Here is a 22,830-nt window from a genome sequence, read left to right on the forward strand (position 1 = left end):
CCAAGTCAAGAGCAGGCGCCCATTCGCCCTTGGATCACTATAAAATCTGAATAGAAATGAATATCATTTAACTATTTGGCAAATCGGATTCATGTTTTGGCATTTCGGAGTGAGACCGTCTCGCTGAAGGAGAAGACCGAAACGAAGGGGGTGACATGACCTACCGTCTCAACGCGGCGGACACGGCCGAGCCGACACGCCTCGGCCAGGGCATCTGGCTGCGCACGCAATTGCCGACTGAGCTTGGCGACTGCACCAGTGACGTGTGCCGCCTGGACGACGGACTGGCACTGGCCTACGCCCACTATCGTCCCCGATATGACCTGCTGGAGCAGAGCATCATGGAAAGGCAGGGCCGTTCCATGACCATTACCGTGGCGCTGGAAGGTGAATCCAGCACCCTCGGCATCGATGGCCAGCGCTTCGACTTCATCGCCGGCCACAGTACCGTGGCTGCTTTTTCCAGCGTGCGCGGTGAACGCCGCTTTCCTGCTGATCGCTCGATCCGCCAGTTACGGGTGATTGCCAGCGAACCGCTGTTGCAGCGCTACCGTCTTGGGCACCTGCTCGATGGTGTGTGCAACGACTATAGCGCACGCCACCTTCATTTCGGCCGGCATGGCGGTGCCACCCAGCGGCTGGCCCAGGCATTGGTGCATCTGCACGACCGCGATGCCGGCCTGCTCGACCTGCAGATCGCCGCGCTTGGCCTGCTGGCCGAACAGACCCGGGAATTCCAGCCACCCACTGTTGTCTCCGGCAAGCTGCGTGCGGACGATCAGGGGCGCATGCTTCAAGCCCGCGACCTGCTGATGCGCGAGTACGGCCGGCCGCTGACCGTCGCCTGGCTGTGCGCCACCGTCGGCACCAACGAGTTCAAGCTCAAGCAGGGTTTCCGCGAACTGTTTGGCACCAGTCCCCACCGCATGCTCACCGACATCCGCATGCAAAGGGCTTGGGAACTGCTGGAAACAGGCCAGCACGTCTCTACCGTGGCCTACCAGGTCGGCTACCAGCACCTGTCCAGTTTCAGTGCCGCGTTCGAGCGCTACTACGGCCGTACACCCAAATCCGTGGCGAATCCGCCCAAGGACATCCAGCCAGGCCCACACGATGACCAATGAATCCCCAGCGCTCTCCGCTGTTCCCTCCACACTTCGCATTCCGCTGGCCGCACGGGCGCTGGGGGGCAAGCTGTTTCCGGAGATGGCGGTGGACGACCGGTATGCCATCGAGGCCTTGGCCCGCATGGGCGACGATGGCAGCCAATGGTTGAGCGACCGCAAGAGCATCTATGGCACGCTGGCGCGCACCCGGCGCTTTCGCGACCAGGCCCGCGACTTCGTGGCCCGCCATCCCGATGCGCAGGTGGTCAACCTCGGCTGCGGCCTGAGCGACTACCTGCAATGGATCGACAACGACCAGGTGCGCATGCTGGACGTCGACCTGTCGGAAGTGATGGCGATTCGCCGCGAGATCCTGCCGCCGCGGCACGAACGTCATGTGCTGGCCGAACTCGATCTCACCGCACCCGACTGGTGGGAGCGCCTCGGCCTGCCCGCCAGCCGCGACGCGGCCCCGGTGTTCCTGATGAGCGAAGGCGTCTTCATGTACCTGCAGCCGCCTATCGTCAACGCCGCACTCGCCACCTTCGGCGAGCGCGCCCCGGCCGGCTCGGTATTGACCTTTGACGCGATGTGCTGGCTGGCCGTGGGCCGCGCCAAACACCATCGCTCGGTCAAGCACACTGAAGCGGAATTTGGCTGGGGGCCGCGCAGGTTGGCCGATCTCACCGCTGCGCATCCGCGCCTGACTTTGCAGGCCGCGTATCAGGTCATGGGCGGCTACAGCCTGTTTTACAAGCTGTTGCAATCCACGTTCAAGGCGCTGATGGGCGTGCCGTTCTATGCGGTATACACCGTCGAAGCACAGGATGCGGCGGTCGCCCGAGCAGGCAAGCTCGCGGCCATTCGGCTCTCCCTTTCCAACGGCTCATCAGACCCTCCCATGAACGACCGCATTGACACCGTGACTGCGCTGGAAGCCCGGGTGGGTACCCGCCCAGAGGCCGCCAACCTGAAAGTCATCGACCATCTGGACGCGCATGCACAGCGCTGGCTGGCGGCTTCGCCGCTGGCGTGTCTGGGCTTCAGCAATGCGGACCGGATCGACGTGACCCTTGCCGGCGGTGCGCCGGGGTTCACCGCCACCGTCGATGCTGGATCGCTTCGCCTGCCGCGTACCGCCCTGGACGATGCCGAACCAGCCCAGGTTCATCGCGGCGTCGGTGTGCTGTTCCTCGTTCCAGGTCTGGGGGAAACGCTGCGCGTCAACGGCATCGTCCAGGGCGTGGATGATCACCATGTCACGATCGCCGTGCGGGAATGCTATGGGCATTGCGCCAAGGCGCTGCTGCGCTCGAACTTCTGGCATCCCGCAGCAGGGAGCGTTCCGGCGACCGATGAGGGGACGTTCCTCTCGGCGGCGCGCTTCATGGCGCTGGCCTCCTGCGATGCCGAGGGGCAGACCGATGTCAGCCCCAAGGGCGATCCGGCAGGCTGGCTGGTGCAGCGGCACGGGGACGGCATCTGCTTCGCGGATCGCCCCGGCAACCGGCGCACGGACAGCTTCAGGAATTTTCTGACGCGCCCGCATGCCGTAGCGCTGCTGATCGTTCCCGGCTGCGCCCAGGTGGCTCTGGTGCAAGGGCCTGTCCAGTTGCTTGCCGATCCAGACCTCTGCGCGGCCTTCGCGGTCAATGAGAAGACGCAAAAGCTGGTCACGCACATCGCCGCGCCTGCGGTTGAACTGCGCGAAAGCGCCGCACTGCTGCGCGCCGCGCCTTGGACTGCATCGACACCATCGGCCGACATCGACCCGGCAGCGCTGTTTGCCGCGCATGTGAAACTGAACCGGACACGCGGCCTGGGCGCGGCGTTAGTCCGAGCCGCAGTTTCCGTTCCGGGTCTGATGCGCAAGGGATTGGAAAAGGACTACAAGCGTAATTTGTACTGAGTCAAGAAACTCCAAAAAGAGGAAATGATGGGTGGGAGCAGGGATCCATTCGATGCATCATTACTGCTTCATGGCATCAAGCCCATCCCTTCAAACGCAAGCGCCCAAGGCTCCAACCTCCCGCCAGAAGTACCAGCCATGCGACGATGAACAGTCCCCAAGCAGTGTCGTCCGGTAATGCGGCCTGGGGCACACGCGGCTCGAAGACAGGGCGCCTGGCAAAGTCTTCCGTGCCGAACGGCTGGTCGTTGAACAGATAGGGGTAGTAGAAGTCGCGAATCTGGCGATGGAAGGCCACGATCTGCTCCTGGTAGGCCAGTTGGGCCTGCAGGTCGGTGTCGGCCAAGCGATGCAGGATCGCCTGCGCGCCGACGCCGGGCAGCAGCCAACCCAGCCGGTTCGTCCAGGCCTGGCGCGCCAGCAGTCCTTCACGGTAGGCCTGCGCCTGTTCGGCCACGCTCTCGTCGCCAACCTGGTGGAAGGCGAAGTACCACTTCCAGTGAAAGCCCCTCGGCAAGGGTGCCGTATCCTGCCATTCGGGATGGCTGGCGAAGAACCGCCGCATCGTTTCCTCGCGCGGAATCTCCCAGGCGCCATGCACGGCCTGGCGCTGCGCCAGCATCAGGTCCACGCCCTGATGAACCGGGATGGCGCGGGTCAGCGCCACGTTGGCCAGCGTGGGTAGCACCAGCGTCAGCACCGCCCATGTCCCCATCAGAGCCGTGGCATTGGCGACAGAGCGCCAGCCGCACGCGGCCACCAGCAGCGACACGCCCACCCAGAACGCCAGATAGCTGGCCACCACCACGAGCACTGGGCCCAGGGTGCCGGCCGCGGTACCTGACACCGCCGCGCCAACCAGCACCGGCACCGCCAGGCAGGCGAACAGCAGGGCGTAGCGCAGCAGTGCGCGCCGCCACCAGACCCGACTGCCAGCGGGCAGCGACAGCAGCAGGCGCAGACGGCCCGACTGGCGTTCGCCGGAGAGCAGATCGTGCAGCAGGGCAATGGCGAACAGCGGCGCCAGGTAGATCAGCACGAAGGCGAAATCGAAGCGGCCCGGCAGGGCGAGTTCGGGGTTGAAGGTTTCGCCTTCATAGAGCTGGGCTTGCAGCCCCAGCGCACGCACGCGCAGCACATAGGGCGCGACATCACGCAGACCCAAGGCCAGGAAGGCGCTGTCGGAGGGCGGGTCCCAGGTATTGTAGAAGGTGTGATAGGCGGGGCTGCCCGCATCCGAGCCGTCCGGGTACTGGGCAGCCACCGCCGCAACGTCTTGCTCGTGCAGCGGTGCCAGCCGGGCGATGGTCTGCTGCTGGCGCGCCACCTCGTGCAGGCCCGACCACACCGCCCAACTGGACAGGCCGAGCAGCAGCAACAGCGCGGCCATCGACAGTCGCGAGCGCAGGATGAGGCGCCATTCAAAGGCCAGCCATGTCATCGCGTCCCACCCCCCAGGCGACCGCCCAGCCACCAGACCAGCGCCACCAGCAGCATCAGCCAAGCCAGTAGGATTGCAGTGGCCGGTGCCGCCCGGTACCGCGTCTGGCCGATCGGTGCGGCCTCATAGTGGAAGTCGGGGAAGGCCTGCCAGTGCGTGTGCGCAATGCGGTTTTCCTTGTCCGGGTCGCTGTCGTCCACATAGTGCAGGTGTTCTGCCTGCAGCCGGTTCAGGCCCTGCACCAGGTCGTAGCGGTACTGTTCGCCCTGTTCGAGAAAGCGCCGGAAGCTCGCCAGGTCGGTGCTGGCCGCCGTCATCGACAGGCGCCGCAGCGCCAAGGTCGGGCTGAGCCAGCCGAAGCCATCGACGATCCGGCTCTGCCGCTCTTGCAGCTCGAACGCGGCCTTGGCATAGCGGTTGAACAGCTCGCTCGACTGGCGCTCGCCTTCCATGCCCACCAGTCCCTTGAAGTTGACCGGCAGATCCTCGATGCGCTCGACGCCATACTCTTTGAGCACCTGATCGCGGAACTGGGCGAACTTGGGATCGTCCGGATTGTGCGCGTCACCCAGCGCCAGATATTCGCGCTCGACATGGATCTCGTTCTCGAAGCGCGTGGGCAGGGCCACGGCATTGTTCGCCACATCGGGCACGATCCGCGGCAGCAGGATCACCAGCACCGCCCAGACGGCCAACAAGGCCAGCAGCGCATCGCGGCCACGGGCGAACAGGCTGGAGACCAGCACCACGACCAGCGACCACAGCAACAGCCAGGCGGCATAGCCGACGGCCAGCAGCAGGGTCAGCGCCCAGGGGGCTTGACCGCCTATCGCCAGCCAGGCCAGCGCGAGCAGCGCCGGCAGCAGCACCAGGGCCGCGAAGCCCGACAGCGCCAGCAGCTTGCCCAGCACGATCTGGCGGCTGCCCACGCCCTGCGCCAGCAGAATGCGCAGCGTGCCCGACTCGCGCTCGCGGGCCACGCCGGCATGACCGACGAAGACTAGCAGCAGCGGCGCCAGCACCTGCAGCACGAAGCCCGGCGTTAGTTGCCCGAAGCGCAGCAGCAGCGAGGACTGGCGCACATCGCCGAAGTTGGCGCTGTTCTGACGGTGCGCTTCCAGGAACAGAGTGTTGCCGGTGTAGGCGTCGATGCCCGGATCGAAGGCTGCCAGCGGATTGAGTGGCCGGAACAGGAAATGCCCATAGTGGGCAACCCGGTGCGGATGGCGGTCGGGCTGCGTGGCGAATTCCTGGTTGGCCTGGGCCTGGTAGCGCGCCCGCTCGGCATTGGCGTTGCGCTGGTGTTCCCAGGCGTTGAGCGCCGCCACCAGCGTCAGCACGACCAACAGCAGCAGACCGAACACCGCGACCCGGTCGCGGAACAGGGATCGCCATTCCTCGCGGGCGATGCGCGTGACCACACTCATGCCGCTCGCTCCGCCTGCCCCGCATAACGGCGATGCAGGGCCCGCACGTCAAAGCGCTCGTCGCCGGCAGCCGCCACTTCCTCCACCAGTCGCCCGCCATCGAGAAAGCCGATGCGGTCAGCCACGTCAGCGGCGCTGAGCAGGTCGTGGGTGACCATCAGGATGGCCACGCCTTGTTCGCGCAGCAGGCCCAGCAGACGGTTGAACTCGGCCGTGGCTTGTGGATCGAGGCCGGAAGTTGGCTCGTCCAGCAGCATGGCCGGCACCTTGCGCACCAGCGCCAGCGCGATGGCCACCTTCTGGCGCATGCCTTTGGAGAAGCCCGCGACCCGGCGATCGAAGGCCTCGGCAGCCAGCCCCGCCGACGCCAGCGCCTGATCGATCGCCTCGTGTCCTGCGTTCTGTCCGGCCAGATCGAGCAAGTAGGCGACGTTCTCGCGCGCGCTCAGATGCTCGTAGAGCGCGACGTTCTCAGGGATGTAGGCCAGTTGACGACGCGCCTCGGCCGGCTGCGCGACCGGATCGACCTCCCGAACGCGAACCTGCCCCGATGAAGGCACTACGAAGCCCAGGAATAGGCTCAGTGTGGTGGTCTTGCCCGCGCCGTTGGCACCCAGCAGCGCATAGATTTCGCCGGCGCGTACCGACAGATCCAGCCCGTTCAAAATGATCTTGGCGTTGTACCCGGCAGTGACGGACACGGCCTCCAGAATCTTGCCGGCCTCATCGGCCAGAATTGTTGCACCGCCCATTGCCCGACCTCCGTGCATCGCTCGCCCTACATTGCTGCATTGCGTTATGTAATGATATAACATTCCCAATGTTTTTTACAAAAAACAGATTGACGCATCATTCTGGTGCAGTCAAGTCCCGGCAAAAAATGGGACCGTGGCGCCAACAGGACGGTGCGTTGTTCCTCCTGTTGTATCGCTCACCCCCTCTTTGGCCGTTCGATTCGTTTTCGTCGAGTGTTAGGAGGTTGTATGCGCGCCCGCCAGGGTACCCCTGCCCATTTCAAAAAAACACTGCTGGCCAGTCTGGTCATGACCCTGGCTGGAGCGGCCTCCGCCTTCGGCCAAGACGCCTCGCAGGAGGACGTGACCGTACTGGATACGGTCACCGTGACTGCACCGCCCTTGAACAAGGCGTTCGAGGTCAACGTGGGGGCCTTTGGCGCCAAGGACACGATGGAAGTCCCGCTGGCGATCCAGAGCTACGGTGCCGAACTCATCAGCGAAACCTCCCCGCGCACGGTGCGCGATGTGCTGGCGCTCGATCCCTCGGTTCTGAGTTCGTCCTATGGCGGCGGCTTCGACAACTTCCGCCTGCGCGGCTTCGCGATGGACAACTTCAATACCATCCGGCGCGACGGCCTGGCCCTGGCTCCGCACTACGACGTTCCCCTGGAGCTGGTCGAGCGGGTGGATGTGCTCAAGGGGCCGTCGGGCTTCCTGTACGGCTTCAACTCGCCCGGCGGCACCATCAACTACATCCCGAAACGCCCAACGCTCACGCCATTCACGACCTTGAGCCTGCAGGGGACGTCTCTGCGAGGGCGCTACGTCGCGGTGGATACCAGCAACGCGCTGGCCGATGGCGCGATAGGGTACCGCCTGAACGTCGGCTACGAGAAGATCGGCGATTTCGACCATTTCGGCGACCTGGAGCGCAAGTTCGTCGGCCTGGCCACCGACTTCCGCTTCAACGACCGTGCGCTGCTGCAGCTCAATGCCGACTGGAACTGGAAGAGCGCCATGTCCGATCCGCTGCTGCGCGCAGACCAGAGCGGCCGCGCCGATCCGCTGGATCCGTCCAGCTACGTGCTGCCGCCCAGGTTCGACCGCCGCGATGCGCTCTCGCCCTCGTGGTATCGCCACAAGACCGAGGCCTACAACCTCGAAGCCAAGTTCGACTACACCCTGACGGACAACTGGACGTCCGTCACCCAGGCCAACTACTCGCGGGTCGAACGCCACGGTGGCTACGTCGATCTGTTCGACATTCAGCCCAATGGCGACATCGGCTATGCCGATCTGTACCAGTCGCGTGGCGAGGTCTTCAGCACCTGGTCCTTGCAGTCCTACCTGTCGGGCAAGTTCACGACGGGTGGTCTTTTCCACGATCTGTTCGTTGGCGCGTCCTACCGCCAGTTCCGCGACAAGAGTCCGTACTGGGACTTCGTGAAAAGCGCGGACGGCATCAGCGTCGGCGACATCTCGGTGGGCAACATCCGCAATCCGGTGCAGCCGCCGCGTTGGGATTTCGGCCCCGAGCAGGAGATCGACTTCAAGTCCAGCATCAAGGAAAGCTCGATCTTTGCCAGCGACCTGATCACGCTCAACGACCAGTTCCAGGTCCTGCTGGGCGGCCGCTACATCTGGTACAAGGCGCGCAACCTGTCGGCCGACGCATTGCCCCAGGACAAGAATGTCTTCGTGCCCACCGGCGCGCTGATCTATCGCCCCACTGAAAGCGTGATGACCTATTTCAGCTACTCGCGCGGCTTCGAAAAAGGCGACTACGCGCCTTACAACGCCAACAATGCCAACCAGCCCACCGATGCCATCGAGTCCGAGCAGTATGAGATCGGCCTGAAGGCGGACATCAATCAGAACTTCAACCTGGGCGTGGCGCTGTTCGACATCAAGCGCGATGCCAGCTACCTCAACCTCGCGAACGACTTCGTCAGCAATGGCCGCCTCCACCACCGCGGCGTTGAAGTCAATGCCACGGCCAAGCTCACCCGCGGCTTGACGGTGCTGGGCAACGTAGCCTATCTGGACACCGAACTGAAGGACGTGACCGATACCACCACGCTGGGCAAGCGCAGCGAAGGCGTGCCGCGCTGGAAAGGGGCCTTGGGGGCACGTTATGCGTTCGCGGCGGTCCCCGGCCTTTCGGTGGACAGCATGCTGAGTTATGTGGGCAGCCGTCCAGTGGATGCGCAGAACAGTGGCTTTATTCCCAGCTACACCCTGTGGGACGCAGGCATCAGCTACGAGACCAAGGTCGGCAGCACGCCAACCACCTTCCGTCTGCAAGCCAAGAACCTGACCGACAAGTACTACTACGCGGGGGTCTACTACAGCGGCGGCCTGGAAGTCGGGCGCGGTCGCGAAGTCTTCCTGTCGGCCAAGTTCAGCTTCTAACGGGGGAGATGGCCATGGCTCGCACCGAGAAGAACAAGATGCGGAGAAACGCATTTCCCGATGGAGCCGGCTTCTTCCGCCTGGCTGTGGATACCCCCCCGAATGCTGATCGCCTCAGTGCTCCGTTCCTGGCCATCCGTGCCAAGACGGAGCACTGCTTTTTTGTGTTCGGAGTTTCGTGCGCAGACGACAACTACGCTCGACAAGCATCATTGCTGGCACCACAACCCGTTGTTGCTGGAGCGCCTACTCACCCGGCTGCACGCCTCTGCCTTCGCCATGGCGACATCCTTGCGGGTGCCACGATTTCTGGCGCGGCTAGGCCACACCGGTATGTTGGCCAAACTCTTGGCGCACCAGGGCTAACGAACGGCAGGAGGCGATATGGATATCCATGACAGTCACGCCTGCGCTCCAACAGCAGCTTCTTCCAGCTTCACGTTGCGCGCCCACCAGCATCCCGTTGTCGCCTCGTTGCTGAACAACTACTCCGCCCGTCTGGGCGAGTTGGCGCAGGGGCTGGGTTCGCCGCTGCATGTAGTCCTGCCTCAGATATTCATCCAGAACCTGCACCAGATGCAGGACGTCTTTGCCGAGGCCGGCGTCGCGGGCTTGATTCTCTTTGCCAAGAAAGCCAACAAAGCGGATTGCTTCGTGCGCGCCTGCGCCGAACACGGCGTAGGTGTCGACGTTGCTAGCAGCGGAGAACTGGCCAAGGCTCTGGCCGCCGGCGTGAGCGGTCACAAGATCGGGGTGTCCGGGCCTGAAAAGACGGATCGGCTGCTGACTGAGTCGCTGCATCACCGCTGCCTTGTCTCGATCGACTCGGTGCATGAGCTGCAGCGGCTACTGGCACTGTCTTCCCGCTTGAATGCCAGTGCGCGGGTATTGCTGCGCTGGCGTCCAGCCATTCAATCCACCAGCCGCTTCGGGCTGAGGCCCCAAGAACTTGATCAGGCCCTGGACGTCTGCCAACAGCATTTTTTTTCTATAGAACTTGAAGGATTCTCATTCCATATTTCAGGCTACGCCATCGAAGAGCGGGCGCATTGTGCCAACGAGGCGATCAATCTGTGCCTACAAGCACGTGCCCGTGGCCTGACCGCGTGCCGCCGAGTGGATATGGGCGGCGGCCTGCCGGTGCAGTACCTCTCGCCCCAGCAGTGGAATGCCTTTCTGCGACAGGACAGACGTGAACACTACCACGCCAACAAGTCGTTTGGCGGGTTCTACCCTTACGGTGCACCCTACTCCGGGGCGCAAGCGCTCAAGGCGCTTCTGGCGTACCCGGTCGAAGGCGGCAGCAGACTGGCTGACAGGGCCCGCCTGCACGATATCGAATTCATCGCAGAACCGGGTCGGGCGGTGCTGGATCAGGCCGGCATCACCCTGTTCGACGTCGTGGGGATCAAGAACCGCGAGGGCTATGCAATTGTCACGGTCCAGGGCAGCAGCCTGAGCCTGTCGGAGCAATGGTTCAACAGCGAGTACCTGCCCGATCCGGTATTGCTTGATCACCGCGAAGGCACCGTATTCACGGCTTGCGTGGGCGGTTCGACGTGCCTTGAAAGCGACATGATTACTTGGCGCAAGGTCGCTTTCCCGCGTGCCATTGAGCCAGGCGATCGGCTCGTCTATCTCAATACCGCCGGCTACCAAATGGACTCCAATGAATCGCCTTTCCATGAGGCGGCGCTGCCCAACAAGGTAGTGGTCGAACTGGATGGCGATGGGGCGGCGCTGCGCTGGCGCCTGGACGGGATATGAGCATGTTTTGACAAACAGACTGGAGGTGTATGGCTATGGCGCAATCCACGCAGCATTACGGGCAACCGGGAGAGCTTTGTCTGCTCTCCCAGCCCGATCTTGAAGACTTGGGCGCGAGTTACGAGCAAGTCATTCAAGTGGTTGAAGACGCGTTTATCGCCCTGCGCAATGGCGATTCGCGCAATCCACTCAAGACCATTGTGCAGCCCGCGGATCAGCGCTCGATCGGCTATTCAATGGTTGGCCGCGATGGTGCCAGCCAGACGCTGGGCTTCAAGGTGGTCTACGAGTTCGACCCACAGCGCAGCCGCGACGCCTACCGCTTCCACTCCTTCATTTTCCTGTGCGACGACGCCACGGGCGAGCCCATTGCGCTGATGGATGTCGTCAAGCTCGGGCCGCTGCGCACTTCGGCAACCTCGGCGCTGATGGCGCGCGCGGCGCGGCCCGATGCGAAGACGGCGCTGGTCGTCGGCACCGGCGTGCAAGGGCAGATTGCGCTGCCGATGTTGCTGGCCGCACTGCCTGGACTTGAGCGGCTGCTGGTCTACGGGCAGTACCAGGAGGGTCTGAAAGCCGTACAAAATGAGGTCCGACGCCTGCATCCGAACCGCACGGTCGAGATTGTCGAAGACCTGCAACAGGCGGCCGGCCTGGCCGACATCGTCATTGGCGCTTCCGGCCTCACGTCCAGGCAGCAGGTGCGCCGAGCCTGGCTCAAGCCGGGTGCCATCGCCATTTTGCCGGGCTATGGCATCGACGCGGATGTGCTGCATGGCGCGGACTACCGCATCGCAACGGACATCGAGCAGATGAAAGTCACCTGCGGGGATCTGGCTGCACCGGACGGCAGCATCCCCGCCGTGGACGCCGAACTGCCCGACATTCTGCTCGGCACCGCAGCCGCCCGGCGCGACGCATCCGACCTGGTCTTTGCGTACAACAGCGGCATGGTGGTGACGGACGTGGCACTTGGCCGGTATCTGGCCGATCTGGCCCTGGCGAAGAACCGTGGTGTGAGGGTCAAGCTATGGTGACGCCCGGCCACCCCCAGGCACAGCCAACACCGTGGTGGCGCACGGAAGCGCGCGCCATCATCCTGCTGGCGATACCGCTGATCCTCACCAACTTCGCCCATGTAGCACTGACCACGATCGACATCGTGGTTCTCGGCACCCTCGGTGCGCGGGAGCTCGCAGCCGGCGGCTTGGCCATCGTGCTCTTCAACCAGCTGCGCACAATGGGCACAGGCCTGGTGACTGGCGTCAGCAATCTCGTGGCACAGGCGCATGCGCAGCAGAATCCGGCGCGTGTGCAGGAACTGCTGGTCGCGGGTCTGTTCTGGGCGACCGTCTCAGGGCTGCTGTTCATTGCTGTGTTGCTGCTGCTGGAACGTCCCCTGGTATGGATCGGCCAAGAACCCGAGGTCGCTGCCATGACGTTCCAGTACCTCATGCTGGCTGCCCCAGGATTGCTTCCGTGCCTGTGGTTCCAGACCCTGCGGCATTTCACGACGGGACTCAAATATCCCGGCCCGCTGCTGGCGATCACGCTGATTTCCATCGTGCTGACGGCCGGCCTGAACTACACCGTGGTCTATGGCAAGTTCGGGGTACCCGCTTTTGGCTTCCCTGGCGTCGCTTTGACGACTTCGCTGGTTTTCCTGCTGTCGTTTCTAATGTTCCTCGGTGTCGTCATCAAGAATCGGACGCTGGCACCGTACTTCGTGGCGTCGGGCCTGCGCTGGTCTGGCGAGGCGGTGCGCGCGGTCTGGAAGCTGGGCCTGCCCATTTCTGGAACCTACGCGTCCGAAGCCGGCTTCTTCAGTGTCCTGACGCTGCTCATCGGGACGCTGGGCATCGAAGCCCTGGCAGCACAGACGGTGCTCAACCAGATCATCTACATCGTGTTCATGATTTCGGCGGGTATTTCGCACGCGGCGTCCATCCACATCAGCGAAGCATGCGGCGTGGCCAACTATGGCAGGGCGCGCCGGCTGGGCTTTCTCGGCCTGGGCCTGGGGGTGGTGGCGATGCTGGTCGTGGCGGTGCCCTATGCACTGATCCCGGATGCGATCGTGTCATTGTTCATCTCGGCCGATCAGCGCACCAATGCAACGGCTCTGGCGCTGGCCGCCACGGGCCTGCTCGTCGCCATCGTGCTGCAGATCTTCGATGCCAGCCAGAACATCGGCAACGGCATTCTGCGCGGCACAGGCGACACCGTCGGTCCTTTGCGCATTTCCCTGGTGGGTTACTGGCTGGTGGGCTTGCCCTGCGCTTACCTGCTGGGCGTGACTGCGGCATACGGCGTCTACGGCGTGTGGGTGGGCCAGACGATCGGCCTGGCAGCTACTGCCGCCTTGTTGATCGTGTCCTTTCGCAAACGCATAGCGCGCTTGTCCAGACAGGCCGGCACCGCGGCTACCGCCGGAGCCCGCACCGTGTAATCACACAGGAGAGTGACCATGGGTGAGTACGAATGTTCAGATGCCGTGCAATCACTGGTGCGTCCGGAAGTCCTGGGTCTGCCTGCCTACGATCCTGGAGCAGACCCCGATGCGGTGGGCAGGCAGTACGGCCTGGAGCGAGTGATCAAGCTGTCCAACAACGAGAACCCCTACGGAATGTCTCCCTTCGCCGCGCAGGCCTTGGGGCGACGCCTGGCGCTGGGGCTCGGGCGCTATCCTGATCCGGCGGGGAAGGACTTGTGCAGTGTCCTGGCCGATCGCCACGGCACGCGCTGCGACCATGTCATCCTCGGCAATGGTTCCGAGAACATCCTGGAATTGCTGTGCCAGGCGTTCATTAGGCCGGGCGAGCGCGTCGTGACGCAAGCGCCATGTTTCGGCCTGCACGAGATCTTCCCGCTGATGATGGGAGGCCAGGTCACCAAGGTGCCGGTGACCGGCTCGTTCGCCTGCGACCTCCCGGCCTGGCGCCAGACACTGGACCAGCCGGCCAAGATGGTTCTCATCAGCAACCCCTCCAATCCCGTGGGGTCGGCCTTTACCTGGGCCGAACTGGAAGCGATCGTCCACGCGACACCTCTCGATTGCCTGCTGGTCATCGACGAGGCTTACTTCGAGTACGCCATCGGCGATCCGTCTTATCCGGACGCCTTGCGGCTGCTGAATACCCTGCAGCGTCCGTGGATCGTGCTGCGCACCTTCTCGAAGGCCCACGGCCTGGCCAGCCTGCGCGTGGGTTATGGCGTTGCCTCCCATGCCGGCCTGATCGACGCCCTGCATCGCGTGCGCACGCCGTACAACGTCAATCAGCTGGCCCAGGAGGCCGCCATCGCGGCACTTGAAGACGTCCAGCATCTGGTAACGAGTGTGGCGCTGGTGCGCGGCGAACGGGCGCGGCTCAGCGAGGCGCTGGCCCAGGCGGGGCTCCGGGTCGCGCCATCGCTCACCAATTTCCTGTTCATCGATACCGGCATGGATGCGGCGCAGGTGGTCCAGCGCCTGCTGCGAGAAGGAGTCATCGTCAAGGCCTGGCGCGAGTCCGGCTACCGGACTTTCATCCGAGCCTCGCTGTCATTGCCGGCCGATAACGACATGTTCCTGAAAGCGTTGCTTGGCTCGCTCTGCCAGCCCTAGGGCGAGCGCGACGCAAAACCTCCCACGTTGAAAGCAATTGAAGAGTACCCATGCCCCCGTAATCACTGACTGATATCAAGGAGTTCGCTATGCAAACCGCTGAGTCCCGTCCTCACATCAAGACCCGTGTTTCTGACCTGATCGGCGGTGCGCCGCTGTTGGAACTGCCGGTGGCGCCCGGCAGCGGCCGCGTCCTGCTCAAGCTTGAGCAATTCAACCCGACCGGTACCGCCAAGATACGCATGGCGCGCCAGATGGTCGATGAGGCCGAGGCACAGGGCAAGCTCAAACCCGGCGGTTGGATCGTGGAATCCACCTCTGGCAACACAGGGCTTGGGTTGGCGTTGATCGCGGCGGAACGCGGATACCGCTTCACCGCCGTGGTCGACCATCACTCCAGCACGGACAAACTGCGTGGCATGCAGGCCTATGGCGCCGAGTTGATTCGGGTCGGCAGCCCCGACGGGGGACTGGCGACTGCGGATCGGGATGCCACTGCCGCACGCATTGCGGCCGAGCATGGCGCTTACTGGACGCAACAGCACAACAATCCGGGCAATGCGAACGGCTACAAGGGTTTGGCCGACGAACTCCGGCAAGTGCTCGGCAACGATATGCATTTTCTATTCGGTGCCGTTGGCACCGGCGGCTCCCTGTGCGGAACGGGCCGAGCGCTCAAGGCGCACCTTCCCGACCTCAAAGTGATCGGCGTCGAACCGGAGGGCTCGGTCATCTTCGGTGGCGAGGGGGCACCCTACCACCAGTCGGGGACCGGAACGCCTGCCGGCGCGGAGATCGGCGTGCTGATCGACTACGAACTGATCGACGAAGGACTCAAAGTCACCGATAGTCAAGCATTCGAGACCGCACGCTACCTGGCTCGCCACCACGCATTGCTGGTCGGCGGTTCTGCTGGCGGGGTTATCTACAAGGCGTTGCTGCACGCGAGAACCACCCCCTCTGATTGCACAACCATCGTACTGGTCTGCGATGGCGGGGAGAAGTACCTGAACACGGTATTCAACGACGAATGGATGCAGGCCAATGGCCTGATCAGTGAAAGTGTGACGCGGGAATTGGACTCGCTATTACAATCCAGGAAACTTGCTGTCTCCTAAATACCGATTCAATCATGTGTTGAAATGGACCCCGCAAAGTCTGGCATCTCCGGGCGAATCGTTGCCTGGATCGCGTGTCTCGCCATCCTGCTGGGTTCGCTCGCGCCAGCGCTGGGCTTGCCTGGGCATGCTGCGCACCACGGAAGCTGGTACGAGTTGTGTCACGATGGCGGCCTGGCCATGGTGTTTATGGCCGATGGCGATTGTTCGCAGTCACCCGAGTCGCACGGCGACCATGCATCGCACCACTGTCCCTTATGCTGCGGCCACAGCGCGGGCTGGGCCCTGTTGCCCGCCTCGCCCGAGATCCCGGCCGCGCCGCAGCAATCCCCGTGTTTTGCAAGCCTCTCTTTCGTCGCCTACACGCCGCACGTGTGGCTTGGCGCGCAGCCGCGCGGCCCTCCTGTTCATTCCTGAACCGTCCATTTCGCGGCCGATTCATTCGGTTCCTGGCCGGTCTGTGTGTGCTTGACGCACAGATCTCAAGGCGATGCCTGCACGGCCTTGCCTTGCCCGATTGCCAGGACGCCGGGGCGGCCACGTCACGCACGTCTGCCTGCGCCCATGGTGCATGGCCGCCGTGCTTTCGTTCAGGAACGAACAACCATGTCGAACCAAATACCGGCCAGAGGCATTCTGGCCTGCGCGGTTGCCACCGCCTTCAGCCATCCCTTATTCGCCCAGACGACACCAGGCAATGACGAAGCCATCGTCGAGTTGGAGACCGTGACGATCACGGCTCCGCTCAACCGGGCGCTGGAAGTCAATGCCGGCGCATTCGGCGCCAAGGATCCGCTGGATATCCCGCTGTCCATCCAGAGCTACTCGGCCCAAACCATTTCGGAGTCGTCGGCTCGTACGGTTCAGGATGTGCTCGACTACGACCCCTCCGTCACCGGCGCGTCCTATGGCGGCAGCTTCGACAACTTCCGCATCCGCGGCTTTGTCATGGACAACTTCAACACCGTGCGGCGCGACGGCCTGTCGCTGGCGCCGCACCATGATATGCCGCTGGAGCTGTTCGAACGCGTCGATGTGCTGAAGGGGCCATCCGGTTTCCTCTATGGCTTCAACTCGCCCGGGGGCACCGTCAATTACCTCACCAAGCGCCCGACACGCGAGCCCTTCACGCAACTGAGCCTGCAAGGCTCCAGTTTGCAGGGCCGCTATGCCGCCATCGACACCAGCCACTCGGCTTTCGACGGAAAGCTTGGCTGGCGGTTCAATGCCGGTTACGAGAAAAACGGCGACTTCGACCATGCCTATGACCTGGAGCGCAAGTTCATCGGCCTGAGCGCGGATCTGCGGATCAGCGACCGGGCCTTGCTGCAACTGAGCGCTGACTACTCGTCAAAGACCAATCTGGCCGATCCGCTGCTGCGCGCCGACCAGAGCGGACGGGCCGATCCGCTGGATCCGTCCAGCTACGTGCTGCCGCCCAGGGTGGATCAGCGTGCTGCCCTGGCACCCTCGTGGTTTCGCCACAAGACCGAAGGACAGAACATCGACGCCAAGTTCGAATACACGCTCAGCCCCCGATGGACCTCGGTCACGCAGGCCAACTTCTCCCGCGTCAAACGCGATGGCGGTTTCAACGACCTGTTCGACATCCAGCTCAACGGCGACATTGGCTATGCGGACTACTATGTCTCCCGGGGCGAAGTGTTCAGCACCTGGTCGCTGCAAAGCTACCTGGCAGGCCAATTCCTCGCGGGAGATATGCTGCACGACGTATTCTTCGGCGCCAGCCACAAGCAGTTCAGGGATCGCAGTCCTTACTGGGATTTCGTGAAAAGCGGCGGTGCCCTGACGCCGGGAGACGTATCGGTGGGGAACATCCTGAACCCGGTACAGCCGCCACGCTGGGATTTCGGCCCGGAGAACGATGTGGAGTTCCACACCACGGTCAAGGAAAGCTCGGTCTTCGCCAGCGATCTGATCACGCTCAATGACCAGTTCCAGGTGCTGCTCGGTGGCCGCTACATCCAGTACCGTGCGCGTCAGCTCTCGGCCGATGCGCTGCCGCAGGATAAGAACGTGTTCGTGCCGACTGGCGCGCTGATCTACCGGCCGGCCGAAAGCGTGATGACCTACCTGAGCTATACGCGCGGCTTCGAGAAAGGCGAGTACGCACCGTTCTATGTCCACAACGCCAACCAGCCGTCGGACGCCATCGCGTCCGAACAGGTGGAAATCGGCCTGAAGGCGGACATCAACGCCTGGTTGAACCTGGGCATCGCGGCCTTCAACATCGAGCGCGATGCCAACTATGTGAATCTGGACAACTACTTCGTCAGTGGAGGGAAGTACCGCCACCGAGGCATCGAAGCGACGGGCACGGCAAAGCTGGACCAGCAATGGACGCTGCTGGGAAATCTGGCCTATCTGGATACCGAACTGCGCGGCGTGACCGATACGAGCGTGCTCGGCAAACGCAGCGAAGGGGTGCCGCGCTGGAAAGGGACGTTGGGGGTGCGCTATGCCTTCGCGGACGTTCCCGGCCTGTCGGTGGACAGCACCCTCAGCTACACCGGCAGCCGCCCGGTGGATGCGCAGAACAGCGGCTTCATTCCAGGCTACACGTTGTGGGATGCCGGCGTCAGCTACGAAACCAGGCTCGGTGGCGTCCCCACCACCTTGCGCCTGCACGGCAAGAACCTGACCAACAAGTACTACTATGCCAGCGCGTTGTACCAAGGCGGTCTGCTGGTGGGGCGCGGGCGTGAGGTGTTCCTGTCGGCCCAGGTGCGTTTCTGAAATGTTCAAACACGTTCGAGGGGCATGCCTGCGACTGCACCGATGGTTCGGCCTGGCCGGCGCGGCCTTCCTGGTACTGGTCGGCCTGACCGGCAGCGTGCTGGCTTTCTATGAGGAACTGGATGCCTGGGTGAATCCGCAGTTCCTGGCACCGGCCAGGCCGGATCAGGCGCCCCTGGATCTGGCGGCGCTGGCCGCGCGTGCGCAACGCCTCGCGCCGGAGGCGCAGGTGGTGGAAGCGACCTGGCGCAACCAGGGCCGCCAGGCGGAAATCCGCGTGCGCCCCTGGCCTGACGGCATGCCGCCCGATCTCGCCTTCGACAGCATCCTGCTCGATCCCTGGACTGGCGAGGAATTGGGGAGGCGCACCTGGGGCGACATACGGCAAGGAAGGGTCAATCTGCTGCCGTTCATCTACCGGCTGCACTATGAACTGGCCGTGGGACAGCCCGGTTTGATGCTGCTTGGCCTGGTGGCGCTGGGTTGGACGCTGGATTGCTTCATCGGCCTGCTGCTGACCCTGCCCATGCCCGCACCACGCACAAGTCCCCACAAGCATGCCAAAGGCTTTTGGTCACGGTGGGCGCCCGCATGGCAGATCAGGCATCCGGCCTCCGGCACACGGCGGCTGTTCGATCTGCACCGGGCTTTCAGCCTGTGGTGCTGGGCAGTGCTGCTGGTGTTTGCCTGGTCCAGCGTGTCGTTCAACCTGCCGTCGGTCTATGAGCCGGTGATGCGCGCGCTGAGCGGTTACCAGGCTCCCGCAGCGGTGGCCATATCTCACATGGAAACCAACACGGGCCTGAGTGCCCCCGCGTCATGGCCGCAGGCACTGGCCCGGGCGCGTGCTCTGATGGCCGAACAGGCCACACGGCAAGGTTTCGCCGTTGACAGGGAGGTCATGCTGCGCTTCCTTCCGGATGACGCGATATGGCTGTATCGCACCCGCTCCGAGCGCGACGTGTTGGAGCGCCGTGGCGCGACCGATTTGTACTTCAATGCGGTCACCGGAGATTTGGTCAAGCTTCGATTGCCAACCGGGAGCCAGGCAGGCGAGACGGTCACGCACTGGCTCTATGCCCTGCATGTGGCAGACGTCTGGGGATGGCCATGGAGGTTTGCCGTCGCGGCACTGGGCATCATTGTGGTAATGCTGTCGGTGACGGGGTGCATCATCTGGATGCGCAAGCGTGGTGCCAGACGCGGGCGCCCAGGTCATGGGGTCAAACAGGAGTGATCGGTAGATAGGTGCGGGATCTGGGATGAGACGAGCGGCGTACCCGTTGCGCGTCGCTCTCAGGTGACATCCTCGTACTGGACTTCTCCACAAGCGGCGACTTGAAAACGGGTATGCCGCGTTTCCTATTCTTTGTCGCGGTGTAAGGCGGCATCGGTTGCACTACCCCTATCTTGAACTTAGGGGTACGGCATGCATCACTATTTCTCGCTGGCTTGCACCAAGCGGCTGTGCCTCGTGGCAGGAGTCACCACAGCGCTTTTCTCTGTCGGCGCCTTGCAGGCACAAACCTGGGTCATCATCGATCAGGCCCATCCCGTTACCGGCACTGCGGATCGGCAGATCCTGCTGGACGCTGCCACGCACATCGAAGCGGAACTCTCCGCAGACCTCCCGGCGGATCCAGCACGGGCCACCGCGCTCGTTCAGCAACGCCTGACGCACGGCGATGTTGAGTTGCAGCGCCAGATCGGCGCGACCTATCAGGGCGTCGCCGACGCCTGGAGCCTGGGGATCACCAAGATTCCAGCCGTGATCGTGGATCAAAGCTATGTGGTTTATGGCGAGCCTGATGTCGTCCGATCGGTCGCACTGATCGAGGCGCACCGGAGGGCCAAACCATGAAACGCCTCCGCCGTCGGCGCATCGGTCTCGCCGCCATTCTGTTGGTCACCGCGACATCGTCGTTCGCCCTCAACACCGCCACCATCGTCGCGTCCGCGCTGTCGCCTGACTGCCTGGAGTATCGGGTGACGGGGATCTGCTACTGGCTGTACTGCACCTGGGGCGGCTGCACCGTGCGCACGCCGATCAAGGTGCGGCACTACGTGCCCGATGCGGTCGTGTCCTCGTACAGCAACATCAGCGAGAACCCGTGGATCGAGGTGCGCGCGATGAGCCTGCCCAATCCCACCGCGCAGGCCGGTGGAGATGGCACCACTAACGAGGGCCACGAGAACAACCTGGCGAAGTTCAAGAATGCCGACGCCATCGGCCACCTCGCCGCCGAGGTGTTCGCCCAGTTCGCCGCGGGCTTCGGCTATAGCTGCGAGGGGGCAGGCACCGCCTTCATGCCGTATCTGCTGAGCACCCTGGACACGGTGGGCTGGCGCTACAACGTACCCGAAGCGGTATACCCGGAGTCGTTGATCCCGGGCATGCGCGAAATCGGCGCGCGCAGCACCTTGAACCTGTGGGGCAACGTGTATCCCAGGGGTGGATTTCTGCACCAAGCCGATGACCACAAGGCCGGAGCCGTGGTCTCCCAGCGTGCTGGTGACATCGTCACACGGCGCGGCCAACTGCACGTCTATCAGCCGCTGCTGGCCAGTTCGCGACCGGGATATTGGCCGGCTGGGGCGTTGGTGGAGAGCGATGCGTCCACTGGCAAGTGGCAAGAGCTGACGCCGCGACTGTCGTCCTCGTGCGCGGTATTTCCGCATAACGGTGTCCTGACTCAAGCCCAGCGAGGCGACTACGCCTGGACTTTGTGGCGCCCGTACAACTGCTGCCAGCGCCGTGGGCAGACCTTCCTGTGCAGCGTGGATTTCAACTGAGGGCACTACCATGATGCGTCCCGACGGCTCTACCCATTTCAGGCTCACGGATCGTTCCTGGCGTACCGTTGCCGTGGCTGGCACGCTTGCGCTAGCCAGTGGCTGGGCATGGTCCCAGAGCGGTTTCCAGACCAGCGGCGGTGTGATTGGCGACGAGGTCATGTACTCGATCGGCGGCGGCAACGCGGTCTCGATGAGCGGTGCCGCCGGCATGCGCTCGATTGGCGTTGGAGTCGGCTGGAACAGCAACCTGATCTGTGGCGACATGTCGATTTCCACCACGATCCAGAACCAGCTCAACGGGCTGACGAACGGGTTCCAGAACATCATGTCGTCGGTCATCCAAAGCGCGACGAGTGCGGTTGCATCGCTGCCCGCGCTGATCATCCAGTGCGCCGACCCCGGTTTGTATAACCTGCTTACGAACGGGGTGTTGCAGGCCCGGCTCGATTTCGATCGTTCGAAGCTCACTTGCCGTGCAATGGCTGAGAGGATGGCGGACGCGGCCGGCGGCCAGCTTGGCTGGAATCAGCTCTCCGAAGGCATGGCTTTGCGCCAAGCCGTGTCGAGCACCGACGCGGTGTCGGCCATCGAGCAAGCCGAAGCGGACCGCGGCAATGCCGGGGTGCCCTGGGTCGGCAGCAGTAATGCTGGCGGTGCCGGCCAACCATCAATCAAGGTGGTCAGTGACGTCACCCGTGCGGGTTACAACCTTGTCAACGGCCGCGGCGTATCCGGCACCTCTTCGATCGACCCGGCAAGCTGCCAAAGCCTGTCCTGCCAGACCTGGTCATCACCGCAGCAGGCCATCGACTGGGCCACCCGCGTGCTGGGCGAACAGGAACAGCGTACCTGCGACGCCTGCACGAAGACCGAGACGGTCCCGGGTGTGGGGCTCACGCCACTGATCCAGAAAGAATACGACACCAAGCTGCAAGTGCTGCAGGAGTTGGTCAGCGGCGCGCGCAACACGACCTTCGAGAATCTGCGCGAAGCCGGCAGTACCTCGCTGCCGATCACGCGCGGCGTCATCGAAGTGCTGCGCGACGAGCCTGATCAGAACATCCTGGCACAGCGCCTGGCCTCGGAGGTGGCGCTGGCCTCGGTGCTGGAAAAGGCACTGCTGCTTCAGCGGACCTTGCTGACAGGGCGCAAGGAGCCGAACGTGGCGGCCAATCAACTGGCCGTCGAGGCCGTGAATCACGAAAGCGATACGCTCGATCATGAGATCCGCAATTTGAAGACGGAATTAGAGTTGCGCCGCGAGTTGGCCAGCAATTCACCGATGGCCATCATCCAGCGCCATGGCACACGGGCGGCGGGCTCGCGCGGCATCTATGAGGGCGATCCGGTGCCTGACCGCCTTGATCAGTTGCAGAAGGGCAGTCCAGGAGGTCAGCCATGAGTGCGGCCTGGATGCGCCCGCGCTGGCTCTTCAACCGGCGCGTGGCCAAGGTGCTGCTCTGGGTGGCACTGGTCTTGTCTGCGGCCATCGCCGCCAACGTCGCGGGCAACTGGTTTCTTGGCGGCATTGTCGGCTGGGAACAGTGGCTGGCGGACGCCTCCGGCTACTTCCTGTTGTGGCACCTGTTTCTGTATGCAGCGACGGCCTACGGGTGGGTGTGGATGCGTCGTCGGTTACTGGTGCGCGAACCCGGCACGCAAGCAAAGCACCGCCTGATCCGTGCCGAAATTGCAGGTGTGGTGGCGATCGTTGCGCTTGAAGCCAGCCTACTCGCGCAGGCGACATAGCGAGGGC

18 protein-coding genes are annotated in these 22,830 nt (G+C 63.6%); 15 read left to right on the forward strand and 3 right to left on the reverse strand.

Annotated features, from left to right (window positions below; genetic code table 11):
• Positions 1-155: 155 nt before the first annotated feature.
• Complete coding sequence (locus tag AT699_RS05680) at positions 156-1,124, forward strand: helix-turn-helix transcriptional regulator (protein WP_024067934.1); 969 nt, start codon at positions 156-158, stop codon at positions 1,122-1,124.
• Positions 1,114-3,015 carry a class I SAM-dependent methyltransferase gene (locus AT699_RS32160; protein ID WP_232254238.1) on the forward strand — a complete coding sequence of 634 codons (1,902 nt, stop codon included), beginning with the start codon at positions 1,114-1,116 and terminating at the stop codon, positions 3,013-3,015. Before AT699_RS05680 ends, AT699_RS32160 begins: the two co-directional genes overlap by 11 nt.
• 76 nt (positions 3,016-3,091) lie before the next feature.
• On the opposite strand, the gene AT699_RS05695 is transcribed toward AT699_RS32160, so the two are convergent.
• Genes AT699_RS05695 through AT699_RS05705 form a run of 3 tightly spaced genes read right to left on the reverse strand, consistent with a single transcriptional unit; the run spans position 3,092 to position 6,635 of the window.
• A complete protein-coding gene (locus AT699_RS05695) occupies positions 3,092-4,456 on the reverse strand; it encodes a DUF3526 domain-containing protein (RefSeq protein ID WP_024067936.1) in 1,365 nt (454 codons plus the stop codon).
• Positions 4,453-5,883, reverse strand: a complete 1,431-nt coding sequence (locus AT699_RS05700) for an ABC transporter permease (protein ID WP_024067937.1) — start codon at positions 5,881-5,883, stop codon at positions 4,453-4,455. The genes AT699_RS05695 and AT699_RS05700 overlap by 4 nt, the downstream gene beginning before the upstream one ends.
• Positions 5,880-6,635 (reverse strand): ABC transporter ATP-binding protein, encoded by a 756-nt coding sequence (locus tag AT699_RS05705; protein WP_024067938.1) that lies wholly within the window; start codon positions 6,633-6,635, stop codon positions 5,880-5,882. The genes AT699_RS05700 and AT699_RS05705 overlap by 4 nt, the downstream gene beginning before the upstream one ends.
• A 231-nt stretch (positions 6,636-6,866) precedes the next feature.
• Between AT699_RS05705 and AT699_RS05710 the strand changes: the two genes are divergently transcribed.
• From AT699_RS05710 to AT699_RS05765, 13 genes are all read left to right on the forward strand, one after another.
• On the forward strand, positions 6,867-9,032 hold the full coding sequence (locus tag AT699_RS05710) for a TonB-dependent receptor (protein WP_024067939.1): 2,166 nt from the start codon (positions 6,867-6,869) through the stop codon (positions 9,030-9,032).
• A gap of 384 nt (positions 9,033-9,416) precedes the next feature.
• On the forward strand, positions 9,417-10,799 hold the full coding sequence (locus tag AT699_RS05715) for an alanine racemase (protein WP_024067940.1): 1,383 nt from the start codon (positions 9,417-9,419) through the stop codon (positions 10,797-10,799).
• A 35-nt stretch (positions 10,800-10,834) separates the two neighbouring features.
• Entirely contained in the window at positions 10,835-11,836 is a 1,002-nt protein-coding gene (locus AT699_RS05720; protein WP_024067941.1) for an ornithine cyclodeaminase, read from the forward strand.
• On the forward strand, positions 11,830-13,248 hold the full coding sequence (locus AT699_RS05725; RefSeq protein ID WP_024067942.1) for an MATE family efflux transporter: 1,419 nt from the start codon (positions 11,830-11,832) through the stop codon (positions 13,246-13,248). Before AT699_RS05720 ends, AT699_RS05725 begins: the two co-directional genes overlap by 7 nt.
• 18 nt (positions 13,249-13,266) lie before the next feature.
• On the forward strand, positions 13,267-14,403 hold the full coding sequence (gene hisC / locus AT699_RS05730; protein WP_024067943.1) for a histidinol-phosphate transaminase: 1,137 nt from the start codon (positions 13,267-13,269) through the stop codon (positions 14,401-14,403).
• Positions 14,404-14,492: 89 nt separating this feature from the next.
• A complete protein-coding gene (locus tag AT699_RS05735; RefSeq protein WP_024067944.1) occupies positions 14,493-15,521 on the forward strand; it encodes a PLP-dependent cysteine synthase family protein in 1,029 nt (342 codons plus the stop codon).
• A gap of 24 nt (positions 15,522-15,545) precedes the next feature.
• Positions 15,546-15,938, forward strand: coding sequence for a DUF2946 domain-containing protein (locus AT699_RS32465; RefSeq protein WP_081247757.1), 393 nt, complete (start codon positions 15,546-15,548; stop codon positions 15,936-15,938).
• Positions 15,939-16,127: 189 nt separating this feature from the next.
• Positions 16,128-18,278 (forward strand): TonB-dependent receptor, encoded by a 2,151-nt coding sequence (locus tag AT699_RS05740; protein WP_024067945.1) that lies wholly within the window; start codon positions 16,128-16,130, stop codon positions 18,276-18,278.
• 1 nt (position 18,279) lies between these two features.
• Complete coding sequence (locus AT699_RS05745; protein WP_024067946.1) at positions 18,280-19,515, forward strand: PepSY-associated TM helix domain-containing protein; 1,236 nt, start codon at positions 18,280-18,282, stop codon at positions 19,513-19,515.
• A 192-nt stretch (positions 19,516-19,707) separates the two neighbouring features.
• Positions 19,708-20,139, forward strand: a complete 432-nt coding sequence (locus tag AT699_RS05750; RefSeq protein WP_024067947.1) for a TIGR03757 family integrating conjugative element protein — start codon at positions 19,708-19,710, stop codon at positions 20,137-20,139.
• A complete protein-coding gene (locus AT699_RS05755; RefSeq protein ID WP_024067948.1) occupies positions 20,136-21,071 on the forward strand; it encodes a TIGR03756 family integrating conjugative element protein in 936 nt (311 codons plus the stop codon). The genes AT699_RS05750 and AT699_RS05755 overlap by 4 nt, the downstream gene beginning before the upstream one ends.
• Before the next feature lie 13 nt (positions 21,072-21,084).
• A complete protein-coding gene (locus AT699_RS05760; protein ID WP_232254295.1) occupies positions 21,085-22,476 on the forward strand; it encodes an integrating conjugative element protein in 1,392 nt (463 codons plus the stop codon).
• Positions 22,473-22,823 (forward strand): hypothetical protein, encoded by a 351-nt coding sequence (locus AT699_RS05765; RefSeq protein WP_024067950.1) that lies wholly within the window; start codon positions 22,473-22,475, stop codon positions 22,821-22,823. The genes AT699_RS05760 and AT699_RS05765 overlap by 4 nt, the downstream gene beginning before the upstream one ends.
• Positions 22,824-22,830 lie beyond the last annotated feature (7 nt).

It is taken from the genome of Achromobacter xylosoxidans, from assembly GCF_001457475.1.
Lineage (GTDB): Bacteria > Pseudomonadota > Gammaproteobacteria > Burkholderiales > Burkholderiaceae_B > Achromobacter > Achromobacter xylosoxidans.